Raw genomic sequence first — 25,641 nt, forward strand, 5'->3', positions numbered from 1 at the left:
ACCCACGACACCCTTGTCTCGAGCTAACACTTCCTACTGCTAAGCGTGTTCGGGACTTGAACCCTATAGTCGATTGCCATGCCCGGCGCACGAAATAAAAAAAGTCCCGGTTAAAAACCGGGACTTTCAAAAACTAGTCCACTAAACTTAGTTATATGGATTTTACATTCTGGTACGACCACCGCCTCCGCCGTTTCCACCGCGCTGACCTGGCATCTGCATATCTCCACTCATTGTTCGGCCACCAATACGGGTTAACGAATAAGTGAATGACAACATATAATAGCGTTTTAACACATTAAAGTTAACATCCTGAATTGATGTGCCTGTAGCTGTTCTGCTTACTCCTGTGTTTTGGTTAAGTGCATCATTAACAGAGAATTTAAATGTACCTCTGTTTTTAAAGAACTGACGGCTGATGTATGGATTAAGGATGGTATATTCCTGGTTATACAGATCACCACCACCAAAATTTCTGAAATAATCAATATCTATGGCTAACCTGATATTGGCTGGCAATACATAACTTACATCAAAGCTTGGATTAATGGTGTAAAACTGTGTATTGGAAGATTGCTGTGCTGAAAAGGTTGAATTGGTATAACTACCGGTAATACCACCCGTTAAATCAAATTTATCAACATTTGTAACCAATTTATAACCGTTGGAAATGGTGTACGAATTGGTAATGTTTTTAACTGATGTGGTACCGCCTCTTGGAATAATGTAATTTACATTCCTATTATAAGCTCCGTTACCTGAAATATTTAAGGTTAATTTACGCTCTGCCATTAAAGGTAAAGACCATGTTGCATTGGCATTACCTGCATAAACGCCATCAACATTAACATAGCTCACCTGTTGGATACCACTAGGAAGCTGTGAAACACTGTTACCGATACTGTTGAAAGTTTGGGTTAAATTTAAGCCAGCAAAAAAGAATCTGCCGTTTTCAATATTGAAGTTATTGAAATTAATCCTCAACTGGTTATTGAAAGAAGGTTTTAAAGCTGGGTTACCCACATAAATGGTTTGCGAATTTGTATTATCAGGAATTGGCTGAATCTGGTCGATACTCGGTTGAGTGGTAGAGCCACGATAGTTAATAAACAAGCGTTTACGGTTGCTAAAGTTATACCTGAACTGTGCAGATGGCGTAATATTGATGAAATTCTGCGTACGCTTTAAGCCAGTGGTTAAATTGGTATTTACCCTATTGGTTTGCTGCGCAGCCACACCAATATTCCAGTTGTACTTTTTCTCTGTTGTTGTTAAACTTACGCCTGCCGCATTGGTAAGGGTACGGTTATTATAAATGTTTGAGAAAGTATTGTCTACAAGGTCATATTGCAAAGTTATAGGATTGTAATTAAGCACATCTCTTTGCGAATCGCTATTTGAATACCCGTTCTGGTAATTAAATTCCACACTTAAGGTTTTGTTTAACGGCTCTGTATAAACTGCCCTTGTGGTATTACTTATAGAATGGCTATTGGTATTATTCAATTGATTGGTAACAGTATCTCTTGCTACTGTTCCGACTGTAATTTTATCATTCCTGTAATTAAGGTTTGTTCCATCGTTATCATTTATGTTTGTGCTTACATTTAAAGATAATGTACGTCCTCTGCGTTTAAAACTTTTGCGGATTAACAGGTTATTGCTGAAAGTAGGAGTAGCGGCAGTTGTGTTGTTGCGCTGTGTACCAACAGTTGAACCATCAGAAAGTATCCGGGTGTACGAATTTAAATTGTTTCCATCGGTTTCAGTATAAGCCAGGTTTGGCTGTATTTTAATTGATAATGAGGGATCTATTTTGGTATCCACCATAAAATTAAAACGGTGGTTAATACGGTCGGTATTATTACTTATATCCTCCGTGATGTCATTGGTACTACCTGTTAAATTTTGTGTAAATGAATTTTGCAACCGTTCGGATGTTGCTTTGTTAAAGAAATAGCTGGCCTGAAACTGTGTACCATCTTTATAGGTATCGGCAAAGTTTAAACCTGCTGCATTTGTATTGGTAATGCCGCCATTTCCATTAGCATTTCCTCCGCCCCCACCGCCACCACTGAAACCACCGCGTCCGCCGCCACCTCCAAAGCCATTACCTACACCACCACCCTGGCCAAAGTTTTGTTTGTTTACATTATTAAACTGCCCGATAAAACTGATCTGCCTGTCGTCGTCAAATTTATTTACGTTCAGGCTGGCATCATAACGGTCATTAGAGCCATAACCTGCTGTACTGTTGCCGAAATAACCATGTTTCATTCCATTTTTAGTGGTAATGTTCAAGATTTTATTTCTTGTACCATCATCAATACCGGTAAATTGAGCCTGCTCAGAAAGTTCATCAATTACCTGAATTTTATCTACCATGTCGGCAGGAAGGTTTTTAGTTGCCAGTAGAGGGTCGTTGCCAAAAAACTCTTTACCATCTACTTTAACCTTGGTTATGGTTTCGCCCTGGGCTTTTATGCTTCCATCTTTGGCTACTTCTACACCAGGTACTTTTTTCAAAAGATCTTCTACCACGGCATTCTCACGCACTTTGATTGATTTTGCATCAAATTCCAAAGTATCTTTTTTCACCACAATAGGTATAGTGGCCGTAACGTTAACGGTATTTAAATCAACACCATCATCACTCATGGCAATATCGCCAGCATTAACTGCTGCTTTAGCCACTTCAATATCTTTTGTAGCTGTTTTTAAACCTAAAAAGGCGGAGTAAATTCTATATTTCCCTGGCGCAATGGCTTTAAAGCTAAAACTTCCATCAGGATTGGTTTGACCTGAGGCCACAACACTAGAGTCTTTTAAGCTCTTAATTGCTATGGTAGCAAAATCAACGGGCTTTTTATCTTTCGCGTTAATTACTTTCCCGCTTATCGAGCCAGTATTTTGAGCCTGGGCGATGTAACCACAAAATAGGAGAACAACAAATATTGCCCTCTGAACGTTCCTTTTCATCAAAAAAAATTAGATATTATATTATAAAACTAAGCTATCAGACTGTAGAAAAGCCTAAAGGTTTGTTAAGGTGTGTTAAAAGCTTGGTAACATTTTAAATACAGCCCCTGGCAGAGCTGCCAGATGCAAAGATAGGCTCAGAAAGATGTTATTTTCTTTGAGCAGGATAACTTTTGTAATAAACCTTTGGGCAATGACAGTCTTTTTTAAAGATGCTGCATCCACTGAAGCTTATGGCTACAATTACAATGATAATGCTAATTTTCGTTTTCATTGAAATTCAATTTATGAAGCAGTACATAACTAAAAACAGCCATGGATGCGCCGAGCATATCGCAACCAAAATCCCACCATTCAGCCGAGCGATAGGTAAAAACTTTCCATTGTAACAATTCAATTCCCCCGCCAATAATCGCATTGATGAGCAAAATTTTGAAAATAGTTAAGGTTCTGAAAGCAAAAGTATGCTGATACCTTATTTTTCCGTAGAAGAGCAAAACTGATAAGACAAAGAAAAAGCCCATGTGGGTCATCTTATCAAAACCTTTGAAGAAAAACCCGCTCTCGCCAACAGAGTCGGAAATTTGCATATTACAAAGCACTAAAACGACAATTGTCCAAAGAATGGCCCATTTTTGCTGTTTTAGTGCTTCGTACAAAATATAAAGATTAGGCGCCTACCAATTCCTGGTATGCTTCTGCTGTTAATAAACCATCTACTTCAGCTAAATCGGCTAAAGATACTTTCACCATCCAACCTTTTCCATAAGGATCTGAGTTAACAAGTTCTGGATTGTCGTTTAATTCAGCATTTACTTCCAATACCGTTCCAGTAACTGGCATATACAAATCAGAAACAGTTTTAACAGCTTCTACTGTACCGAAAACTTCTTCTTTAGCTACTTCGCTGCCTACAGTGTTGATATCAACATAAACGATATCACCTAATTCGCGCTGTGCGAAATCGGTAACACCAATATAAGCTTCGTTACCTTCAACTTTAACCCACTCGTGGTCTTTAGTGTATTTTAATTCTGATGGAAAATTCATTAGTTGTAAATTATTGAATATAAGTTATGTATTTTCTTCTTTAAGCCAGCTTGCCCAATATCTTGTGGATTTTACAAACCGGTAGTTTATGCATCAAAAATACAATTAAGTTTAACATATCGCAATGCCTGGAGAATTAACTTATCATAAAAGGTTAATTTGATTTGACCGGACGTTCGCAAGCATAAGATATTATGATTAAACAGATTGAGTAAAAATAGTTATATTCACTTAACCAATTAACGCTCAACATGAAATCTTCATTACGCTACGCCTTAAAAGTATGCTTAACTACCCTGCTGGCTTCAGCACCACTAACTATGGTTATTGGATTTGCCTACATCGCATTGATCAGGCTCATCAACCCAGCGAATTGGATGTTTAGTTTTAACCTTCCCTTCAATCATATATTTTTATTTGTAGCGATTCTTGCTGCCTTCATTATTGTCAATAGCTATACTGTCAAAAAAGTAGGTTATTTAAGGTTCATCAATGATAGGCCTGTTGCTCACGCTATCGTAACCTTTATCCTTTATCTGGTTGCCAGTGGGAACATCTTTTTCATGGCTTTAGATTATCTATTATTCAGTTATGTGCCAATGTTCTTAACTGCATTTATATCCAGCATATTTTTCACTGTCCGTGAAGGCAAGCCATTCAGGAAGTTACCGAATAAAAGCCCAGGTAATGAGCTAACACCTTTAAGTGATCAATAAAAATCGAAACTGAAGAGCTGCATGCTAATGGAATATTTGCTTTCCTGGACTCTAAGAAGGACTTATTTAAGTAACATTTAAGCTTTTATAACGCAACTTCTTCCCAATAGCAGCTGTATCCGGTTAATTCAATGTAAACCTTAAGCTAAAGCCAAAATTACTGAACGAGGTATTAAAAGTTTGTGAAGTATATGGTTTTGTAATGTTCGAATCGTAAAACAATTTGATATTAAATTTCTGGTTTAACACATAATCTACACTTGGCCTCAAGGTAATGTTCTTCGCTCCTGATGATACTTCCGCTTCGGTAACATCGGCCCGGTAAATCACGGTTTTATTATCACGAATGGCTACATCCAATTTAAAATCCATATTATTATCCATTTTAAGGCTTTTAAACCATCCAAACGGAAAACGGAATTTATTGGTACGATAACCCAAACCCAATACCATATTGTTTTCTGATAATTGTGCCAGCTGACTGTTTGATAAACTCAGGCCGAGCAACCTCGAACGGTTTAATTCAAAAGATGCTGTAAGGTTATTTTTAAACCTGGTATCAACACCGATCAGTGGTGAAAAATATTCGGAAATGGTTACCTGTGCAAACTGGTATTCGGGTAAAAAGTTGTTGTTCACATCCCTGCTGCTTACCCCACCATTGGTTTCCTGATAACGCAGCAATGAATTAAATCCATTGATATTATAAGCAGAACGGTAACCATGCCTGATATCTACTGATGAAAATTTATCGGCAATAAAAGGAATCCGCGTTAAACCGCTATAGGTCAAACTCCAGTTCGGAAGCGGTATTTTCGGGAAAGCATTCATTTTTGTTTTACCAGCATCCTTACCAGAATATGCAGCCATAAATGCAGAAATAATTACATCCTGACTTTCTTTGCCATAACCATCGGCAAAACCGCTGTTAATACCTGAAGAATTTGGATTTTGTGCGCCTAACCTTCTCGAAATAATAATCCTGTTGGCCATAAACTGGTTAAACAAAGAAGAAACCGTGCTCGAATTGCTTTCTTTAAAGGCAGTACCCAAGGCAATGTACGAAACGCTATAATCGCCTGTTGTAATGGCACTTAAATTCTCGAATGATGATGCACTTGCCACGTACCTGAAGTTGGTAGAAAAATTTCTGGTTTGCGCTTTATTCGCTTTTAAAGTAATCCGTAAATCTTTAAAAGGCTCAACCTGGCCGGTAAGCTGTAAATCTTCGCGGAGTGTGTTCACATAAAGCTGAGTCTGCAAAGTATCTGTAGTTAACCAGCCGCTGTTCAATGCCATTTCACGGATATCACGCTGACTGCCGAATGCGAAACCTAAACCTGGGGCTCCGGTGGCATTGTCAATACCGAAATACTTGGTTGTTGGCAGATAGCCAGGCAAGAAAATACCTTTTGTTTGTACAAAACTGGCATTTACATTTTTCAAACTCGTTAACAAATTAATGAAAAAGTTCTTAGCGCCGCCGCCATCCTGGTCATTACCTGCGTTGCGGATAAAGCCAAATTTATTGTACAGCGTTGTTAAGTTTAGAGTAGGATTTACCTGAACCGTTCTGCTGTTTTGAACCGTATTTCCAAGGTTAATGTTAGGATCGCGCAGGGTAGAAAGCGGCTCGGTTTGCCAGTTAAAGTTGGTGCCGTAACGGGTTTTTACCGTAACCCAGTTTAACCCTGGTATTTTATCGATCGGCAGATTATAGGTTACATTTAGGTTGTGGTTATAATCGGTAGTCCGGCCCAACCGTTTTAAATTTTCCCAAACCGTATCCCGTTTCAATCCTTCAATTCTACCGTCGGGTTCATCTATAATGGAATAGTTTGTCGCGTTAAAATCCAGTTGTAACGAACGGGTGAGGTTCCAGGCGATACCATAAATCCTGCTCATGGTAAAGTTCTTATTAAAGGTAGTGCCGTAGCCACTCTGGTAAACCCCTATGCTGTTGTTAGGATCGTTATTTCTTAAGGTATTTTCTGAATACAAACGGTCTACATCAATTCTGAAATTGATTGCACTCGGAAAAATACTAAAGTTAAAATCCTTTAATAAGGCAAGCATGTTAGACTTAATAATTTTTTCGAAAGGGGCAATGGTTTTGGCTTCTTTTGAATAGCTATATTGTAATGATGCCCTGTAAGTATTCTGTATGCTGCTTTGATTAATAAAATCGCGGTGGTTGTACTGTGTGTAAGCATAACTTGCCGAAAAGTTTTCAATATCCCAAAGGTGTATGGGTTTACTGTTGTTTACACGGTCTTTCCTTACGTTGGTAAAGTTGATCCCTCTCCTAACGGTGTAATCCTGTGCAAAATTCAAAATAGAATCTTTTTGGGCCTTGGTTGATTGATCCAAAGCATTTTTCAGTTCAATATCCGGTGTTCTTGGGTTGTACTGTGGTGTTGAAACCTGTTTGGAATAACTTACAAACATCGGAATTTTAACCCCTGATTTTTGTGGAAGGAATTTACCAAGTTCCATGGCCGAAGAAACATCCAACAGCACATTATCCGCACGGTTTCTTTCACTCACTTTCGAATCTATAGAACCAAAACCGATAGTGGATTTACTACCGGAAATATTTACATCTGCAAAATCTGCAAGTTTCAAATTCAATCTGCCTGTTGCTGCCCATCCACCTTTTTCATCAAATTCGGTCAACCTTAACTCATTGAACCAAACCAGCGCATTTTTATCCTGGCCATCATCCCTAGCCCCATCAGTAACGGTACGCAAAGGGTTTTTAATCCCCACCATATACACCCTAACCTTGCTCATGTCGGGCTGCCCTTTTACAACTATGGTTCTCAATCCGTCAGTATAGGTAAATGGTACATTGGTAGGCCAAGGTTGTCCGTTTGCCAGTTTTGCTACGTTACGGGCCAACTTTGCGTTTTGGAAAAGCGTCAGATCAATATCCATTCTATTGGCTTCCGGCCAGATGGCATCAGGATCGCTGGTACCTGGGTTGGTAACCTTTAAAGGCATTACATATTCGTAATAATTATCCTGGTTATCGGTTCCGATCCTTAAAAAGGCAGAAACATCGTTATCATTTAACAATTGATTATTAATGGCCTCTGCATGAACGAACATCTCTAAATGTTTGTAAGATCTAAAATCGCTGTAAGCAGTTTTAAATGCCGCCCGGCTATAACCATCCCTTAAATTTTTCACACTCACCGAGAGCGATTGTTCATTCAGCCTGGTATCGCCACGGTAATTGCTATAATCACGCTCGCGCAAAATACCCGGAGGAGTTACATAAGGGATAGGCGAACGTTTACCATTTTCTTCAATGTTTACAGTTGAAACTTCGATGGTAGAATTATCAGGCGTTAAGGCTGGCAATGATGGATCAACAATTACCTGCGCGGCAACATTTGATGCGTTATACTCTCTCCATTCACCACGGATAAGCTGCAGCTTTGCAAAACGCATAATCGCGGTATCAGCAAAATTGGTCATAAACATCCTGAAAAAACGGATTGATTTAAAATCCTGAATTCCACCAACCTTATCTTGATATTGCCCGATTGGAATCCTAAACTGGTACCATGAAACAGCTTGTGTATTTCCGTTGGCCAGTTTTACCTGAGAGGTTACTTTATCGGTAATAAAATTCTGTCCAACGTTTAAATCTCCCGGACGGATGGAAACTTTATATTGAAAGTATTCATCACTTTGGGTCATGTTGTTGTCGCGGTTAATATCCTCACCATCCGGCAATGAAGTAGAAGCCGAATTTTCGAGCCCTAATTCTTCCTGCGATTGTTGTGAGGTTTTCGAGTTGCCCTCAGTTCCATTGTATTTCTCATACCGTTTAAGAATCCCTGCATTGATCTGATCTAAAGCCGGCCCTCTGAAATAAGCATAATTATCTGAGGATGGATCCGCATCAAGCGCAGTAGAAGCAGTAGCATTCAACTGGCCTTTAATCTGTGTAATGGCCGCAGCAAACTTAATTTTTTCATCCGCATCTGATAGTCCATCCAAACCTACATCCTGCGCCCTGCGTGCGTTGGCATTGTTATCAAACGCCTGCACAACCGGCTGTAATTTTGGTACACGGCCCCATGCAGTTTCATCATATTTAGTGGGATCGTTTGTGGCCGGCAAGCCGTTCTCCAACGATTTTCTTCCATCTTTAAGAATATCTTCTGAGATATTTCCTAAATTGAAATACATATCACCACCTGCAGAATTCGGTTTATAGATGAATGGATCCATTACCCAAAACTCAATAAAGCCAACATTCAGTGCTTCAAAATCGTTGGTTTCAATCTTCCGCTGAAAACCGCCCCAGTTATTTCTTGGTTGCAGCAAGCTTCCGTCCGGCCTAAAATCGGTAGTACGGAAATTATATGGCCCCCTAACCGTAGGGTAATATGCCACATCAAAAGTGGTAATGTTTAATGCCTGTCCGGTTGCGGTTTCTTTAAAAGGAAAAACCTCCTGCTCAATTACCTCTCTTACATAGTGATTGGAAAGTTCAGAGCGGTTGCCCCTGATATTGGCCGGTGTAGTTGAGGCCGCCGAGTTGTAAAACGTAGGGTCTATATTATAAAAGGCAATTCTTGCGCGGTTGTAACCATACGATAAATCATTAGACTTATCGTACTCGGAAAAAAGTTGTGGCGTACCTGATAACTGCCAGGCGATGGCACTTTTTAAATCGATTACCGACCGCGATGCTTCAAAATCATCAAGATAACTTACCCCATTTTTACTTCCTGCAAAATTAAGTGCTCGTGGGTGGCCCGGAATCAGTTGTGCAAATTCACCGTAAAAGGTTACACTGGATGGGGCTTTTGTAGAAATAAACGGCAACTTATCTACCATTTTAGTTAAAAACCGCGATGGTGAGCTGTAATTGATATCTGCTCCCCAAATGGTATTCGAAATAGGCTCTTCACCAATATTTACTTTTTGGGTTAATGGTTTTTCGGTGAGGTTCATGATCGTTCCACCCAGGTTCAGCTTGTTGTTTACGCGGTAATCCAAACGGGTTCCAAAAAGCGACCTTTGCTGCAAGCCAAAAAGTTCATTGTTTTCTGTGGTAATCCTGATGGGCTGACCGGAAACCAAAAGTGCCTGGTTAATAATGCTCACCCGGCCTCCCTGGTAATCAACTGTAAAATCCACACCTTCCGTTAGTGGCATAGTTCCTGCAAAAACCTTTACAGATCCTTCAGGAACATTGATTGCATTTAAACTGAATTCAGAGGAAATATCCGATTGATAATTTACCTTAATAATGTACCTGTTCTGATTTTGAAACAACTGCTTGGCAATGGTTTGTGTAGAATCGTAAAGTGCAGTAAAGGTATATTTATTGATCAAGGCCTGTTCACTTGGTAAAAACCTTGCTGCCAAATCTTTACCAAAAGGTTCAATCACCGGAAAAATAATCCTTCCATTTGCCGGATCAATGGTAATATATCCCGAATTGGTGTTGGTAACCAATGATGTTTGCCCATTACTGCCCACTCCGAACATACTGGCCTGGTTGGCATTACTTGCGGTAGAGTATGAACCAAAAGCGTTATTTGCGGCCACGAAATCGAAAATACCATCCGGTTTGCGCTCATTTTGCTGGTTTAACCTGTCAAACTCCGTTAAGGCAATCCATTGCTTATTGGCCGTATTCTGCCCTTCGGTCATTACCGGATTATCCACACCGGTTTCATTATCAATGCGGTAAATATCCAGTTTAAAATTCTGACTGCTGATCTGATATCCTCCGATAGAGTAAATATTCTTCATCATCAGATCCCAGGTGGGAAGTTGAATTTTTGTGGTTTCGTTCTTTAAAAGTTTCGCAAAAAGCACCTTTGGGTTTGCAGCATCAAAAGTAACATCGGTAGAAAACTCACCCACCTGATATTCTACACCGTTATAAGTATAACGGTAGGCAACAGCCAACACCTCATCGGCATTTAAAGGGTTGTTTAATGATAAATAACCCAGTTGAGGCTGGAAAGTAAACTCGCGCTCAGTTAACTTTCTGGCATAAATAAGTTTGGCAAAGTTATCGGTATTACTGCTATTGGCAGGAGTGGTTTGGAAGAAAGAAAGTACAGCATTGGAATTTGTTTGCCTGATTGCCCCGCCCTGGTAAGCATTTAGTTGCGCAATAAGGTTGTTAGATTGTTGTGAAAAACCTGTAGCGGTAGTTCCGGCAGGCAAACCCGAAGTTCCGCCGGTAAGCAAAGATGTGTTGAAAGGAACATTTTCACCCAAATCCATTAAACCCAATACATCTCGTGAATCGTTGGTATTTCCAGCTTTATTGGTAATCCAAACCTCTATTTTGGTAATCTGGATCGGCGAGGTGATAATTGGGGCATTAGCCAGGTTTTTGTTGTAATTATTTCTAAAATACTGCGATAGGAAATAGTGCTTATTGGCCTCATAACTATCAATATTTACGGTGGTGGTGTTTTGCTGCGCACCGTTGGTAATCTTAATCTCCCTTGATTCTGATTTCTGCTGAGTGTATACACTGGTCACATTCAACCGCCCGAATTTCAACTGTGTCTTAATCCCGAAAAGTGCCTGTGTTCCGGTAATCAGTGAAGTATTTAAAGGCAAACTTACGTTACCTGCCTCAATCTTCTGGATAATATCATCCGGCCCGCCTGAATAATCCAGTTTAATCTGGTTCTCAAAATCGAACTGAGCCTCCGTATTGTAATTACTTTTAATTTTTAGTTTTGTTCCGATATTTCCAACCAGGTCCATCTGGATCCTTTGGTTAAAATCGAAATTTGTCTGCACCCGTTGCCTTTCGTTAAAAAGCGGATTTTCATTTTTATTCACCCTGCCTAAAAAAGTAAGTTCGGCTTCACCTCGGGGCTGGATATCGATGGTAGTTCCACCAAATAATTTTTCGAATGCTTTACTGTTTACCTGAATCTGCGGAATAATACCAGTGCTTCTGTAATCGCTTACCTCGGCATTCGATATACTGCGCCAATTGCCGCGTTTGATCTCACTGCTAACCAGACGCTGGTATTCATCAATCGTTAAATATTGAGTATTTAAAACAAAATTATCTCCTATGAGTTCTTTAACTACATAGCGTTTATTTTTGGCATCGTATTCTACAACGCGCTTTAAATTACTTGGAGATGGATAAAAAGGATTAACAGCTGGACTGAGGCCCAAACGTTCTTTTTCTTTCAAACCAAAATTATTTTTTGGCTTAATTGTATCCACCTTGCTTGGAACAACTTGAGTGTAAGCGTTTTGAGAAGCAATTAAAAAAAGAGGAATGAGAAACAGAAATGTAGATATTCTCTTCAAAGGCAGTAGATCTATAAAGTTTTTAAAGCATGTTTAATTAATTGCTCTACCGAAAGCGTTCCCTCTGTCACTTTTAATATCTGGTCTATAGTTTTTTCGGCGGTTTGTTTGGCGAATCCGAGCATTACCAATGCTGATAACGCTTCATCTTTCACAGTATTGTGTTGAGGCATAGAAATTAATGAATCTACACCTTCCTTTTTTAATTTATCCTGAAGCTCTAAAACCAGGCGTTGTGCGGTTTTTGCGCCCAGGCCCTTAATCCGCTGAATTAAAGGCAAATCGGCCTTAACAATTGCGGTTTGTATCTCTACTGGGGTAATGGACGATAAAATCATCCTGCCTGTATTCGGCCCAATGCCCGTTACCGATATCAAGTGTAAAAATAAACGGCGTTCGCCTTCATCAGCGAAGCCGTATAATGTGTGTGCATCTTCTTTTACATGTAGCCAGGTGTAGAGTTTACACCTTTCAGCATCGCCCAAAGCGCTATATGTGTTTAAAGATATGTTAATATGATAGCCTATACCTCCGGCTTCAACCACAACATAAGCCGGGTTTTTAAATGTCAATTTACCATCAATATAGGCGTACATGTAATGCTACTTTTTAGTTGTTTTTCCAAATATACCTTTTCGTTTCGATGTTGCAATTTCTTCTTTTGCCTGCACATCTACAACAGCAATGGTTACCATATTAACGATTTCGCGTACAGAACTACCTAATTGAACAATATGAACAGGTTTATTCAACCCTAAAAGGATCGGACCAACCGCCTCGGCCCCTCCAAGTTCTTGTAACAATTTGTATGCAATGTTTCCAGATTCGAGATTTGGGAACACCAAAGTATTCGCCGGAGCATCTGCCAGGGTGCTGAAAGGGAAATTATCCTGCAGCAATTCATTGTTAATGGCAAAATTTCCCTGCATCTCCCCGTCTACCACAATTTCAGGATGGTTTTTATGAAGAAGGTTTACCGTTTCCCTTACTTTATTTGGTGTTACCCCATCATTCGAACCAAAATTTGAATAAGATAATAAGGCAATACGCGGTTTGATGTTAAACTGCTTAACAGATTTATCGATCAGTAAGGTAATATCCACCAGTTCTTCTGCCGTTGGATCTACGTTTACTGTGGTATCGCCAAAGAAAACGGGCCCCTTTTTGGTCATCATCATATACATACCAGCCACACGTTTTACGCCTGGCTCTACCCCGATTACCTGCAAAGCAGGCTTAATGGTAGCACCATAATTTTTTGTCAAACCCGAAATCATGGCATCGGCCTCGCCAAACTCCACCATCGATGCACCATAGTAGTTACGGTCTCTCAATAATTTAGTGGCATCGCGCATAGAAGAAACACCCTTACGCTGACGTTTTTTAAATAATGCTTCTGCATATTGCTTGGTCTTGTCAGGGTTCTGCATCTGATCGATAATCTCTACCCCATCTAGCTCCAGTGCATGTTCATCGATAATTGCCTGTATTTTTTCTTTATTTCCCAAAAGAATTGGAATAGCAATGTTATCATCTTTTACAATCTGGGCAGCCTTTAAAATTTTATAGTTATCTGCCTCAGCAAATACCACACGTTTAGGATCCATCTTTGCTTTGGTGGTTACCGCCCTCATAATGGCATCATCCAAGCCTAAACGTTTTCTTAATTCTTCATTATAGGCATCCCAATCGGTAATGATTTTTCTGGCCACGCCGCTCTCAATGGCTGCTTTCGCTACCGCTGTTGATACTTCCGTAATCAGCCTGAAATCAACTGGTTTTGGAATGATATAATCGCGCCCAAATTTTAAGTTACGGGCATTGTAAGCCAAGTTTACAGCTTCCGGAACCGATTTTTTAGCCAGTTCTGCAATCGCCTTAACCGCAGCAATTTTCATGGCTTCATTGATGCTGGTTGCCCTAACATCTAACGCTCCCCTAAAAATATAAGGAAAACCCAAAACGTTGTTCACCTGGTTGGGATAATCAGAACGGCCAGTAGCCATAATAATGTCCTTACGTGTTTTAATGGCCAGTTCATAAGCAATCTCAGGATTTGGATTGGCCATGGCAAACACAATCGGGTTTTTAGCCATCCCCACCAACATATCCGGAGAAATTACGTTTGCAGCCGAAAGTCCGATAAAAACATCGGCACCCTTCATCGCCTCTCCAATATTAGAAATGCCTTTTCTGGTGGTGGCAAAGCTCATGCGGATATCATCCAGATCGGTACGGTGAATATCAATTAATCCATTGATATCAAACATAACCAGATTCTCTTTTTTAACCCCTAAACTGAGGTACATTTTAGAGCAGGAAACAGCTGCTGCACCAGCGCCACTTACTACAACCTGAATTTTATCTATTTTCTTTTTCTGAATTTCGCAGGCATTTAGCAAGGCTGCACCAGAAATTATGGCTGTTCCATGCTGATCATCATGCATTACAGGAATGTTCATTTCCTGCTTTAAACGCCTTTCAATTTCAAAACATTCTGGTGCTTTAATATCTTCAAGGTTAATCCCCCCGAAAGTGGGCTCCAAAGCCTTAACGATTTTCACAAAATCATCTACATTTTCGGTATCCAGCTCCAAATCGAATACATCAATATCAGAGAATATTTTAAATAAAAGGCCTTTACCTTCCATTACCGGCTTGCCGGCTTCCGGACCGATATTGCCCAGGCCCAAAACTGCTGTTCCATTACTGATTACAGCAACTAAATTACCCTTTGCGGTATATTTATAAACATCATCTTTATTATTTGCTATTTTTAAACAAGGCTCAGCAACTCCTGGAGAGTATGCCAGGGTTAAATCCCTTTGCGATGTTGTAGGTTTAGTGGGTACTACTTGTATCTTTCCCGGACGGCCTTGCGAGTGGTAATCCAACGCATCTTGCTTTCTATTCGTATTACTCATTAAGTAACTTATTAGTGACGGTGCAAAGGTACAATTCTTTTTATGAGGCTTAAAATAAAAAGCCGTTCAAAAAAAGTTAAATAAGAATAATTGAGCAATATAGGAAAGGAGATTCCCCTGCTGGTTCCTTTTTCTGGGCTGGAAGTTCATCTCGAAGTTTTGAGTTAGGTTTTTTTTCTGTTCAATCTCCTTATTCATCCTTTCGATGGCTAAATTGGCAAAATAGACCGTTAATATGCTATTGTCCCTATGTTTATCAGATAGTTTAAGTGCTTCGATATAGGCAGCTTTGTCAACTGCTTTTATAATCAGATGTGGTTGCTTAAACCTGGCTAGAATGTAATTGGAAATCAATCTTCCTACACGGCCGTTACCATCGGGAAAAGGATGGAGATAGATGAAAAACTTATGAAATCGTGCGCTGATCTCCAATGAATGTAATTTGCCACTGGCTATTGCATGTTCAGTTGAATCTAACAGTTCTGGCATTCTTTTAATACTAACTTCAAAATCGCCAAAAACCGTATCCCCGGCAGCCATTTGAGTTTGGGTTTAAGAAAAATCTAATTCTATCAGCGGCTAAAGTACAAGCTGAAATGCAGTGATAGAGATCAGCGAAGATTGTATTGCAGGTTTATTACCCTTTGCTAATTTTCAAAATCATACCCACTTGTAAACCCGCTTTGGACAGGCGGTTATCGCGACGGATTGTCTGCACGGTCGCACCATCAAATTTTTCAGCAATCTCCGATAAGGTATCGCCGGTTTTAACCGTATAACTTAAAAATGATGCTGGTGCCTTTAATGGTGTGCGGTTTTTAGCATAAATTTTCAGCCTTTGTCCCGGTACTATTGTCTTACTTTTCAAACCGTTCCACACCCTCAAATCCTGTACCTCAACACCATATTTACTGGCTACAGCCGTTAAATTCTGACCGGCAGTAACTTTGTGGTATACTACAGCAGAAACGGCCAGACTTTTACCTTTTTTCTTTCTTAAATCCCTTACATCATCAGTGCTGGCCTCTATAACCCTCATGTTTGCTTCGACTTCCTGGTTATTTAACACATCATAAATACCCGCATAATCAATATCCTTCAGTTTGGGCATCACAATCCGTTTCGGCTCATCATCCGTACCGTTTACAATCTTTTTCTTATATGATGGATTTAACGCCATCATCGCTGCCTCTTCAATATTGAGCACCTTTGCCAGTGTAGATAAAGAAACAAAACGGGTAGTTTGAACGGTATCGGTTTTTAAAAACATGGTTGATGCCTGTGCGGTAATCTGATGCTTGCCAGAATAGTTCATTACATATACAGCAGCTATAAAAGCGGGCACATAATTTCTGGTTTCTTTAGGTAAAAACTGTCTGATTACCCAAAAATCCCTTGATCCTGCTTTTTCAATGGCCCTGTTTACATTGCCTTTACCACAGTTATAGGCAGCAATGGCCAAAAGCCAATCGCCCAATTCTTCAAACGCATCCCTAAAATAAGCTGCGGCAGCATAACTGGCCTGAATAGGATCTTTCCGCTCATCAACAAAATTATCCATTTTTAAGCCATAGGCTTTACCCGTACCAAACATAAACTGCCAGATCCCTGTTGCGCCAACTCTGGAAATGGCATGCGGGTTCATCTGTGATTCTACAATGGTTAAATATTTAATTTCCTGCGGAATGTTATAATCTTTTAAAGCCTTATCAAAAATCGGGAAATAATAACTCGATAAACCAATCATTTTGCCGAACATATCCTTACGCTTCGCATAAATATCAATGTACTGCTGTACGTATTCGTTGTAAGGAAGTGGAACTGTTTTCGCGATGGAATCAAGCCTGAGCTTATAAATAAAGTTCTGTCCCATGGTTAATGGGTTTTCAGAAACTGAAGGCACCGCTACAGTATCGGTATTGATAAAAATGTTGTTGTGTACCTTCGGGAGACTATCTAATCTGAGTGTTTGTTGCGCAGAAGCGGAAGAAATATATCCTAAGCAAGCACAAATTGAAGCAAAAAGTAATTTTTTAATCATGGGCTATTGGTTTATTCAGTATCGCCATTCCGAACCTGATTCAGAATCTATTGTATAGATGCCAGTCCTGAAAACATCAGGACGGCATGGCAGTTACTGCACACAGCTCAAAGAGCTAATGCCTATTTTAAAAAAGCCTGAGAAAAAGCCAAAAGCTTATCTTCCTCAAAATGTTTGGCTGTAAATTGAATACTTAACGGCAAATCATCATTATTATTGCCTAAAGGCAAAGCAATTGCCGGGTTACCGCTTAAAGATGGCAATACCGTAAATATATCGGCCATGTACATCACCAGCGCATCCTGTAGGTTATCACCGATTTTAAAAGCAGTAGTAGGTGCCACAGGAGAAAGAATTAAATCATAATCCTGAAATAAAGCATCCATTTTTTCTCTTATTAAACGCCTTACCTGCTGCGCTTTCTGATAATAAGCATCATAATATCCGGCACTTAATACAAAAGTTCCTAAAAGGATCCTGCGTTTCACTTCCTCTCCAAAACCCTCGGCCCTTGATAGCTTATAAAGTTCGTTTAAAGACTTTGCCTCCAGGTTACGATGGCCATAATGCACCCCGTCATACCTGGAAAGATTAGAGGAGGCCTCGGCTGTGGTTAAAATATAATAAGCCGGAACCAAATAATCCAAAAGATCGAAAGAAACATATTCAATCGTATGCCCGTCTGCTTTCAGTTTATCAATTGATTTTAAAATTGCTGTTTTAATTTCAGGATCAAGCGCATCACTTTCTATCGTTTCTTTTAAAACCGCTATTTTTTGTTTTTTATGTTCATTTAACTGAGCAGGATAATCCGGAACGGCTAAGGGCGAAACTGTCGAATCGTAATCATCAGCACCAGCCAAAACCTGAAGAAGCAGGGCTGCATCCTCTACAGATGAAGTAATTGGGCCAACCTGATCAAAAGATGAAGCGTACGCAATAACACCATACCTGGAAATTCGGCCATAAGTTGGCTTTAATCCAATCTGACCGCAAAAAGCAGCCGGTTGGCGGACTGAACCTCCGGTATCGGTACCCAAAGCAGATAAACACATATCTGCCTGAACAGCTACAGCAGAACCACCAGAAGATCCTCCCGGCACAAGCTCAGGGTTTGCGGCATTTTTAACGGCTCCATAAAACGAAGTTTCGTTAGAACCACCCATGGCAAATTCATCACAGTTTAACCGGCCGATAATGATGGCATCTTGCGCCAGTAAACGTTCTACAACCGTTGAGGAATATGGCGATACAAAGCCTTCGAGCATTTTTGAAGATGCAGTAACAATATGGTCTTTGTAGCAGATATTATCTTTAATACCAATCACCATCCCTGCAAGTTTACCCGCAGTACCTTCTTTTATCTTTTGCTGTATCGCTTTCGCCTGAGCTTCGGCCGATAAAAAAAACACCTCATTAAATGCATTGAGGTGTTCATTTTTTTCAATTTGCTTAAAATAATAAGCCAATAAATCGGGTAAAGTTAATTGCTTTTGCGAAATAAGCGATTGTATCTCTTTAAGAGAGCTGTATTTCTTCAAAACTAAAATTTATTGCAATTAAACGGTTTTATCACGGTTAGATGGATCTACCTGTTCACCATCAACGCCATCTTTACCATCTTTAAATTCTTTAACACCTTTACCTAAACCTCTCATCAGTTCAGGAATTTTTTTACCACCAAATAATAACAATACCACTACCGCAATAATGATAATTTCTGGTGTTCCAAGCATTGCTGCTATTGTTGTATTTAACATCATTTTCTTGTTTAAACTTTTTCTTTGTCAGTTACAATTTTTTCGTCGGTAGGCTTGGCCAGGTCTATATGTGGCGCACTGGCCTCAACCTTTTCATCAACAGGTGTTTCTTCTGTTGGATGATGACGTTGGCTATGGTTATTTACAGCTGTTTCTTCCGCTTCTTCTTTATCTAAGTCCATAGCATTGATATTTCTGTGAATTTCACGCTTCACACCATCAGATGCATCTTTAAATTCTCTGATCCCTTTTCCCAGCCCTCTTGCAAGCTCAGGTAGCTTTTTACCACCGAACAACAATAAGACTACCACTAAAATGAGCACGATCTCCGATCCACCCATGTTTAAAAACTCTAATAACGTGCCTTGATACATCACTAATATAATTTATACAAATATATACATTTTAAAAACTATTCTTTTACTTACTAATCCAGGCCTCTGGATTCAATTTTGTCTGTCCCCTCATAATTTCGAAGTGCAGCTCGGCAACATCTCCTGAATTTGCAAGCACACCTATTGTTTGGCGGGTACTTACCTTATCTCCTTTGCTTACACTGGCCGATTTAAGGTTTTGATAAATGGTAAAATAATTACCATGCATTAAAATTACCACGTACTTACCATAAATAAGGCTTACTCCTAAAACCTCACCATCAAAAACCGCCCTCACGGCCGAACCTTCTGAGGCTGTAATGTTTACCCCCTCATTGTTCATAGATGCCTGATCTACCTTGTGAACACCAAAATGTTCGGTAATTGTTCCTGAAACAGGATATGGCAATCTACCACGGTTATTTTCAAATCCTGCTGCCAGTTTAGCCGAACCGGCATCGTTGGTAAGCAGTTCATTGGTACTCTTCTCTTTTGCTGCTACCGGAGCTGCCGGGGCAGGCCTGTTTTCGGCTTTTGCTTTGGCTGCTGCCGCTCTTGCCTCAGCTGCTGCTTTAGCCGCAGCGATACGGGCCTCTTCTGCAGCTTTTCTTCTGGCTTCCTCAATTGCTCTCTGGATCGCCAAACGGATTGCCTTGTCAATCTGTACCTGTTGTTTTTTGCGGGTATTGATATCCTGCTTAAACTGAGATTCCTGCTTGCTTAAATTCTTTAAAACTACCGCCTGCTCACTCTTATCCTTACCCAGGCGCTCACGCTCCCTTTCCTGTTCTTTTAACAGATCACTTTTTTCCCGAAGTGTTTTATCAAGCACTTTAATCTTGCCATTTAAGTCTTGCTGTGTATTTTCGATATAACCCGCTTGCTTTTTGCGGTATTGGCTAAACTGCTGTAAATATTTTATTCTTTTATAAGCCTGGTTAAAATCTTTCGCTGCAAAAATGAACATCATCTTATCATAAGAGTTTCTGTTCCGTTGTGCAAAGCGGATCATTCCTGCATATTCCTTTTTAAGATCGCCTAACTGGCCTTGTAACGTATGTACGGTATTCGTGTTCTGAGAGATTTGGTTATCCAGATTTTTTATTTCAGAATTGATTGTACCAATTTTATCCTGGCGCAACCTGATCTGGGCATTTATCGCATTAATCTGTTGCAGGGTAAGTTTTTTACCACTGGCAGCCTTATTTAAATTCTTTTGAAGCTGTTCAATTTCGCGTTGTATAGCTTCTTTTTTCCTTCTGAGCTGACTTTCAGTTTGTGCAACCGCCGAAAGGGTAAGTATGCTTAAAAAAAGGATAAATAGGAGTTTTTGTAGCTTCATTAAGCCAAAAGTATAAAAATTTTATAGTAAAAAGTATTAAAATCGAGATACAAAAGTCATAATCGCTTATTACAGAATTGTCTTCACTTAATCTTCATATAATGCAAATATTGCCAAAGCAACCCTTGCAATGCAGCAGAATCACTTTGGCAACTCATTATAGATACCTAACCATTGTTAAGCCTTACTTTACAACTGCAAATCTCTTTGGTACATTAAACGGAAAATCAACAGGAACATTGCCATCAATTTTCACAAACTGAAGGTCGATATTTATTTTCTTGGCTTTGGATAGCGTTTTGATCTGTAGGGCACTTGGAAATAAGGATTCGTTTAATTTCTGATAGTCGGTATAGGTAACTTTTAACGCCTGACCATTTTTTACATCATTCAAATTTGTTTCCGCAACTTTAAAAAGTGTATTAAAAAGCAGTTTATAGTCAAGCTCAGATTTACTTCCCGAAACTACCCAGGCACCGTTTTCCTGTTTAACATCCGATTGCTGGGTTAAAAACTCACCCATGGCATTTCCGGTTAAAATGGCCTGTAAGGTATTAAAGTTGACCTGTTTATTGGTGAAATTATAAATATAGCTGAATGGTTTTTTTAAATATTCGCTTTTTGCCCTGTTCATAATCTTAATGCTATCAGGGGTAATCAATGCTCTTGCCGGCTCGTATGCCCCGCCCAATGCCGTAATGCTAACCCAAATGATCTCTTTGTCCTTCATCCTGAAATTCATGGTTACATCATTCACATCGCCTGCAATATCCAAAGTAGCTTTGGCCTTTAAAGAAAGGGTATTGAATTTTAGCTGTTTGCTATTTAACAAGGTTAAGGCTTCTGCTTTTGAATTATCGGTTTTGGTTTCCACTTTGGTTGGAGGAGCTACCACAATTTCTTTCTTAGGCTTACAGGCCGATATAGAAACCACAACTCCCAACAGGGTTACGCTATTTAAAATACTTCTTTTCATTTATCTTTTTAATTAATACTTCCGAACCGTTTCCGGCCTCTTTAGCCTTTTGCCACTGGATTAATGCCGCATCCTTTTCACCTTTCATAAAAAGAATATCTCCATATCGCTCCAGGTAAACACCGTTCTTATTGCTATTGTTTTGTAAGGCCTTTTCAATCCATGTTTTTGCCAGATCGTACTTTTGCTGCTTAAACAAAATAAAGGCATAAGTATCGGTAACCGATGGATTATCGGGCATACCGTTGGCCGCATTTTCGGCATATTTGGCCGCTTTTGCCAGATCATCATTTTTTAAGGCCAGGTAATAGGCATAATTATTCATGATCAGGTAATTATCAGGCTCAAGTGAAATTGCTTTTTCAAAAGCCGTTTTAGCTGAGGCAAAATTATTCTGATTGATATAAATATCGCCCTGCAAGGCATAAATCTGTGCCTGGAGGCTCTTGTTCTCCACATCCAATTGCAATGAGGTTTTTAAGTTGTTCTGGGCTGCCTCATATTTGCCTGTTTTAAATAAGGCATAAGCCATATAATAATATAAACTGGCCTGATTGGGGTAAATTGTGAGGGCTTCATCGCCAACTTTTACAGCTTCATCATAATGGCCCAGTAACGTCTGGATATTAATTACCTGCTCCCAAACCACATAAATCTGTTCATTGAGCTTTAAAGCAGCCTGATACTGCACCAAAGCATCCTTTAAATGATTCTGCTGGTACAACACATCGCCATAAAGTGCCAGTGCTTTAGCATCACCTGGATTTTTTTCTGCAACAAGCTTACTCAGTACGGTTACATTTTTAGCTACAACAGGCTGGTTCAGTTTAGAAAAAAGTGCGGCAATAATTTTAACTTTTTCAGTTAATGGCATTTCTGCACTTTCGAAAGCCAGCTTTAATGCCCCAAATGCAGCATCATCATTTTTCTGCCGGCGGTAAATATCGGCCAGGGCAAGGTTTACCTCAAAATTATTTGGCTCTAACTGCTGTGCTTTGCTTAATACCTTTAAAGCTTCAGGATCGTTTCCTTTTTGCAAAAGCAAACCTGCTGCATATAAATAATTTTTTACATCGGCCTGGTTCCCCTCCAGTAATTTAACAATATCACTCTCTGTTGCACTTCCATTTGCCTGAAACCGTTTTTTCGCATTTACCAAATCCCTTGATTCCCCAAATTTGGCACCAATTTCGTCATAAGTCTTTTTTGCGGCATCAAGCTGGTTGGCTAAAAACTGTGCGTTGGCCTTATCAAAATAATAAGCATCATTTTCCGGCTCAAGGCGGATCAGCTGATTAAATACCTCAATCAGTTCTGGCATTTTATTGTTTCGCTTATATACCTCTCCAAGTAAGCGCCAGTACCATAGGTTTTCGGCATTTAACTTAATGGCCTGTTTAATATTCTGCTCTGCCTCGTTTAGTTTGTCCAGGCGGAGATTTGCATTGGCCAGCTCGAAATAAGCGGGATGGTTATTAGGATCCAAACCTAAAATTTTATTGAAATTAGTAGAAGCCAACACATAATTTTCTGACATTTTCTCGCGCAGCCCAGCAAAAAACAACTGTTTTACCATATTGCTATCACGGTTGCTGGCTGGCGCAACTACACTTTGACCAAAGGCCTTGAAGCCAAACAAAGTAGCTCCGATAAGAAAATGTACTTTGTACTTCATATCATTTTATCCATCCAAAAATTAACTAAAAACGGCTAACTCCAAACTTATTTCCCGGTATGGCCGTAACCGCCATCGCCACGGGCCGTTTCGCCCAATGCTGCTACAGTCTGCCAGCTAACGGTTTCATGTTTGGCCACCACCATTTGAGCAATTCTATCGCCATTTAAAATTTTAAAATCCGTATCTGATAAATTTACCAATAAAACTTTTATTTCACCACGATAATCAGCATCAATCGTACCTGGTGAGTTTACAATACCGATGCCATGCTTATAAGCCAGTCCACTCCGTGGTCTGATCTGCGCTTCATAGCCAATTGGAAGTTCAATAAACAGCCCTGTTGGTACGAGCAACCGCTGCAAAGGTTTCAACACAATTTCTTCAGTTATCGATGCGCGGAGGTCCATCCCTGCTGCGTGGGCTGTTTCATATTGTGGAAGCGCGTGCTCAGATTTATTGATTATTTTTATTTCCATCTTGCTTGATTGGTGCTTGGTTTATTGATTATGATTTGATGGCCATTGACCATTAACTATGAACCTAATACAAAAGTCTCTAACTATCTCTTTTTAACATTTTCATTACCGTATTTTTTTCAAAGTAGTAAACACCTGCTAAAAATAATACTAAAATGCCGTTGCCAATGTAAATATTACGTTTGAAAACCCAGAATGAAAGGTATACCATTAAAATAGAAACCAATATATATATACTCATTGCCTTAAGTTTATAGGGGATAGGATAATGCTTTTGCCCAAGCAGATAAGAAATTACCATGATGATGAAATAAGCAAACATTGATACCCAGGCAGAGCCCATATAGCTAAATTTAGGAATAAGGATTACATTCATAATAATGGTAAAAACTGCACCAACAAGTGAAATATATAAACCGTATTTGGTTTGATCGGATAAACGGTACCATACCGATAGATTCATGTAAATACCCAGACAAACATAGCCGAACAACAGGAATGGAACCGCGTTGAGCCCTACCCAATACCTCGAATTGATAAAATGCTTGATAATTTCAATATTGGCTGTCAGGCCAACAAAAAGGATTGATAAGGCAAGCACGAAGTAGTACAGAATTGTTGCATAAGTTTGTTTTGCATTTGCATTTTTGGCATGACTAAAGAAAAATGGCTCTGCGCCCAACCTAAATGCTGTGTTAAAAATACTGATGAAGATAGCCAGCTTACAAACTGCACCATAAATACCCACATCATGACTGGAAATACTTTCTGGCAGGTATTTACTCAATAAAATCTTATCCAGGTTTTCATTGATAATGAAAGAAAGATTGGCAACCAGAACCGGCCAGCTATAACCCAGCATATTACGGAACAGGCTTTTATTAAACTTTAACCGGATTTCCATAAACTGCGGGATAAGCATCAGTAAAGTAACTATGCTTGCAATTAAATTGGCTATAAACACATAACCCACCCAACGCCCGTTATACCAGGAAGAAAGCCATCCCGAAAGGATATCATGCTTAATAAAAAATGGTATAACATAGATGAACATTAAATTGAGGCCCACAAAAGTTCCGATATTTAAAAACTTGATCACGCTATATTTAAATGGTTTCCCATCAGCCCTTAACTTGGCAAAAGGAATTACACTGATTGCATCCACAAACAAGATCCAGACAAAATAATGCACATAAGATTTTTGATCGGCCAACCCTGCAATGTTTCCATCAAGGGTATACCTTGCCAGATAATCAGAAAAAATTAATGCGGTTATTAAAAACAGTGTCGAAATAAAAGCAATTACCAAAAAGCTGTTGTTATACACCTCCTGTTTCCTATCCTCATGCTTATTCAAGTACCTGAAGAAAGTAGTTTCCATACCAAAAGCCAAAATAGGATTGATGATGGATACATAGCTGAACATTGTAGTGAAAACACCATAAACACCAGGCGCAAATACACCTGTGTACACAGGAGTTAAAATAAAATTGAACAACCGCGAAAAAATGGTACTGATACCATATATCATGGTTTGTCCAAGAAACTTTTTATATACAGACATTTATGATTGAGATTTGAATACTGCGCATTGAAATAAGCTCCTTAACCGAACAATACAACCATCCTCCAACAGTTCAGCAATTTATTTTCTTAAAATTTCGAAATTACGGTAGTTTTTTACTTCGCCATCGCTTACGGCAACATTTTCTACCCGCGAACGATCTGGCCCTTCCTTGCACCAGTTTACAAATTCTTCCAGGAAAATAGCTTCTCCCTCGGCCTCAATGTAAACCGAGCCGTCCTTTTCATTACGTACAAAACCGGTTACCATCATTTGATTGGCAATAATTTTAGTCGTTTCCCTAAAGCCAACGCCCTGCACTTTTCCTGTTACAATTATATTAAGGTGTTTCACCTCTAAATCCCCCGAAGGAGACGCTACATTTCTTTCGCTCATGTTTAAATTTATTGTTGCAAAGTTAGCAAAGCAATTGTGTTT

Annotated in this window: 18 protein-coding genes; 1 reads left to right on the forward strand and 17 read right to left on the reverse strand. The window is 39.5% G+C overall.

The features are described 5' to 3' along the window. Positions 1–162: 162 nt before the first annotated feature. The 3 genes from ASE74_RS14560 to gcvH form a co-directional block, all read right to left on the reverse strand. Positions 163–2,979 (reverse strand): outer membrane beta-barrel protein, encoded by a 2,817-nt coding sequence (locus tag ASE74_RS14560; RefSeq protein WP_055910564.1) that lies wholly within the window; start codon positions 2,977–2,979, stop codon positions 163–165. A gap of 257 nt (positions 2,980–3,236) precedes the next feature. Then, positions 3,237–3,638, reverse strand: coding sequence for a VanZ family protein (locus ASE74_RS14565; protein WP_055910567.1), 402 nt, complete (start codon positions 3,636–3,638; stop codon positions 3,237–3,239). Positions 3,639–3,648: 10 nt separating this feature from the next. Continuing rightward, on the reverse strand, positions 3,649–4,029 hold the full coding sequence (gene gcvH, locus ASE74_RS14570; RefSeq protein WP_055910570.1) for a glycine cleavage system protein GcvH: 381 nt from the start codon (positions 4,027–4,029) through the stop codon (positions 3,649–3,651). 251 nt (positions 4,030–4,280) lie between these two features. Between gcvH and ASE74_RS14575 the strand changes: the two genes are divergently transcribed. Next, on the forward strand, positions 4,281–4,745 hold the full coding sequence (locus tag ASE74_RS14575; protein ID WP_055910573.1) for a hypothetical protein: 465 nt from the start codon (positions 4,281–4,283) through the stop codon (positions 4,743–4,745). Between the two features lie 123 nt (positions 4,746–4,868). Here ASE74_RS14575 and sprA read toward each other — a convergent pair whose 3' ends face one another. The 14 genes from sprA to ASE74_RS14645 form a co-directional block, all read right to left on the reverse strand. Then, the gene (sprA, locus tag ASE74_RS14580; RefSeq protein WP_055910576.1) at positions 4,869–12,068 is read right to left on the reverse strand and encodes a cell surface protein SprA; all 7,200 of its coding nucleotides are present in this window, start codon (positions 12,066–12,068) and stop codon (positions 4,869–4,871) included. A gap of 11 nt (positions 12,069–12,079) precedes the next feature. Beyond that, a complete protein-coding gene (ruvA, locus tag ASE74_RS14585) occupies positions 12,080–12,664 on the reverse strand; it encodes a Holliday junction branch migration protein RuvA (protein WP_055910579.1) in 585 nt (194 codons plus the stop codon). Between the two features lie 6 nt (positions 12,665–12,670). Continuing rightward, positions 12,671–14,992: an NADP-dependent malic enzyme gene (locus ASE74_RS14590; RefSeq protein ID WP_055910582.1), complete on the reverse strand. Its 2,322-nt coding sequence runs from the start codon at positions 14,990–14,992 to the stop codon at positions 12,671–12,673. Positions 14,993–15,058: 66 nt separating this feature from the next. Then, entirely contained in the window at positions 15,059–15,532 is a 474-nt protein-coding gene (locus ASE74_RS14595; protein WP_055910587.1) for a Fic family protein, read from the reverse strand. A 97-nt stretch (positions 15,533–15,629) separates the two neighbouring features. Beyond that, positions 15,630–17,033, reverse strand: a complete 1,404-nt coding sequence (locus tag ASE74_RS14600; RefSeq protein ID WP_055910589.1) for a lytic transglycosylase domain-containing protein — start codon at positions 17,031–17,033, stop codon at positions 15,630–15,632. A 122-nt stretch (positions 17,034–17,155) separates the two neighbouring features. Next, positions 17,156–18,574 carry an Asp-tRNA(Asn)/Glu-tRNA(Gln) amidotransferase subunit GatA gene (gene gatA, locus ASE74_RS14605; protein WP_055910591.1) on the reverse strand — a complete coding sequence of 473 codons (1,419 nt, stop codon included), beginning with the start codon at positions 18,572–18,574 and terminating at the stop codon, positions 17,156–17,158. 18 nt (positions 18,575–18,592) lie between these two features. Continuing rightward, positions 18,593–18,793: a twin-arginine translocase TatA/TatE family subunit gene (locus ASE74_RS14610; protein ID WP_029287719.1), complete on the reverse strand. Its 201-nt coding sequence runs from the start codon at positions 18,791–18,793 to the stop codon at positions 18,593–18,595. Between the two features lie 11 nt (positions 18,794–18,804). Next, entirely contained in the window at positions 18,805–19,167 is a 363-nt protein-coding gene (locus ASE74_RS14615) for a twin-arginine translocase TatA/TatE family subunit (protein ID WP_055910593.1), read from the reverse strand. Between the two features lie 46 nt (positions 19,168–19,213). Continuing rightward, a complete protein-coding gene (locus ASE74_RS14620; protein WP_055910596.1) occupies positions 19,214–20,509 on the reverse strand; it encodes a murein hydrolase activator EnvC in 1,296 nt (431 codons plus the stop codon). Positions 20,510–20,693: 184 nt separating this feature from the next. Further along, positions 20,694–21,485: a DUF4292 domain-containing protein gene (locus ASE74_RS14625; protein ID WP_055910599.1), complete on the reverse strand. Its 792-nt coding sequence runs from the start codon at positions 21,483–21,485 to the stop codon at positions 20,694–20,696. Further along, positions 21,463–23,160, reverse strand: a complete 1,698-nt coding sequence (locus ASE74_RS14630; protein ID WP_055910602.1) for a tetratricopeptide repeat protein — start codon at positions 23,158–23,160, stop codon at positions 21,463–21,465. Before ASE74_RS14630 ends, ASE74_RS14625 begins: the two co-directional genes overlap by 23 nt. 47 nt (positions 23,161–23,207) lie before the next feature. Further along, entirely contained in the window at positions 23,208–23,639 is a 432-nt protein-coding gene (gene dut / locus ASE74_RS14635; RefSeq protein WP_055910605.1) for a dUTP diphosphatase, read from the reverse strand. A gap of 79 nt (positions 23,640–23,718) precedes the next feature. Next, complete coding sequence (locus tag ASE74_RS14640) at positions 23,719–25,203, reverse strand: lipopolysaccharide biosynthesis protein (protein WP_082458792.1); 1,485 nt, start codon at positions 25,201–25,203, stop codon at positions 23,719–23,721. 81 nt (positions 25,204–25,284) lie between these two features. Next, entirely contained in the window at positions 25,285–25,599 is a 315-nt protein-coding gene (locus tag ASE74_RS14645) for an acylphosphatase (protein WP_235526100.1), read from the reverse strand. Between the last annotated feature and the right edge of the window lie 42 nt (positions 25,600–25,641).

This window comes from Pedobacter sp. Leaf216 (genome assembly GCF_001421515.1).
Lineage (GTDB): Bacteria > Bacteroidota > Bacteroidia > Sphingobacteriales > Sphingobacteriaceae > Pedobacter.

Bases quoted from the DNA above. Each gene is read 5' to 3' on its own strand.
- ASE74_RS14560 (WP_055910564.1), bottom strand. From the start codon at position 2,979: ATGAAAAGGAACGTTCAGAGGGCAATATTTGTTGTTCTCCTATTTTGT.
- gcvH (WP_055910570.1), bottom strand. From the start codon at position 4,029: ATGAATTTTCCATCAGAATTAAAATACACTAAAGACCACGAGTGGGTT.
- ASE74_RS14575 (WP_055910573.1), top strand. From the start codon at position 4,281: ATGAAATCTTCATTACGCTACGCCTTAAAAGTATGCTTAACTACCCTG.
- ruvA (WP_055910579.1), bottom strand. From the start codon at position 12,664: ATGTACGCCTATATTGATGGTAAATTGACATTTAAAAACCCGGCTTAT.
- ASE74_RS14590 (WP_055910582.1), bottom strand. From the start codon at position 14,992: ATGAGTAATACGAATAGAAAGCAAGATGCGTTGGATTACCACTCGCAA.
- ASE74_RS14595 (WP_055910587.1), bottom strand. From the start codon at position 15,532: ATGGCTGCCGGGGATACGGTTTTTGGCGATTTTGAAGTTAGTATTAAA.
- ASE74_RS14600 (WP_055910589.1), bottom strand. From the start codon at position 17,033: ATGATTAAAAAATTACTTTTTGCTTCAATTTGTGCTTGCTTAGGATAT.
- ASE74_RS14610 (WP_029287719.1), bottom strand. From the start codon at position 18,793: ATGTTAAATACAACAATAGCAGCAATGCTTGGAACACCAGAAATTATC.
- ASE74_RS14615 (WP_055910593.1), bottom strand. From the start codon at position 19,167: ATGTATCAAGGCACGTTATTAGAGTTTTTAAACATGGGTGGATCGGAG.
- ASE74_RS14620 (WP_055910596.1), bottom strand. From the start codon at position 20,509: ATGAAGCTACAAAAACTCCTATTTATCCTTTTTTTAAGCATACTTACC.
- ASE74_RS14625 (WP_055910599.1), bottom strand. From the start codon at position 21,485: ATGAAAAGAAGTATTTTAAATAGCGTAACCCTGTTGGGAGTTGTGGTT.
- ASE74_RS14630 (WP_055910602.1), bottom strand. From the start codon at position 23,160: ATGAAGTACAAAGTACATTTTCTTATCGGAGCTACTTTGTTTGGCTTC.
- dut (WP_055910605.1), bottom strand. From the start codon at position 23,639: ATGGAAATAAAAATAATCAATAAATCTGAGCACGCGCTTCCACAATAT.
- ASE74_RS14640 (WP_082458792.1), bottom strand. From the start codon at position 25,203: ATGTCTGTATATAAAAAGTTTCTTGGACAAACCATGATATATGGTATC.
- ASE74_RS14645 (WP_235526100.1), bottom strand. From the start codon at position 25,599: ATGAGCGAAAGAAATGTAGCGTCTCCTTCGGGGGATTTAGAGGTGAAA.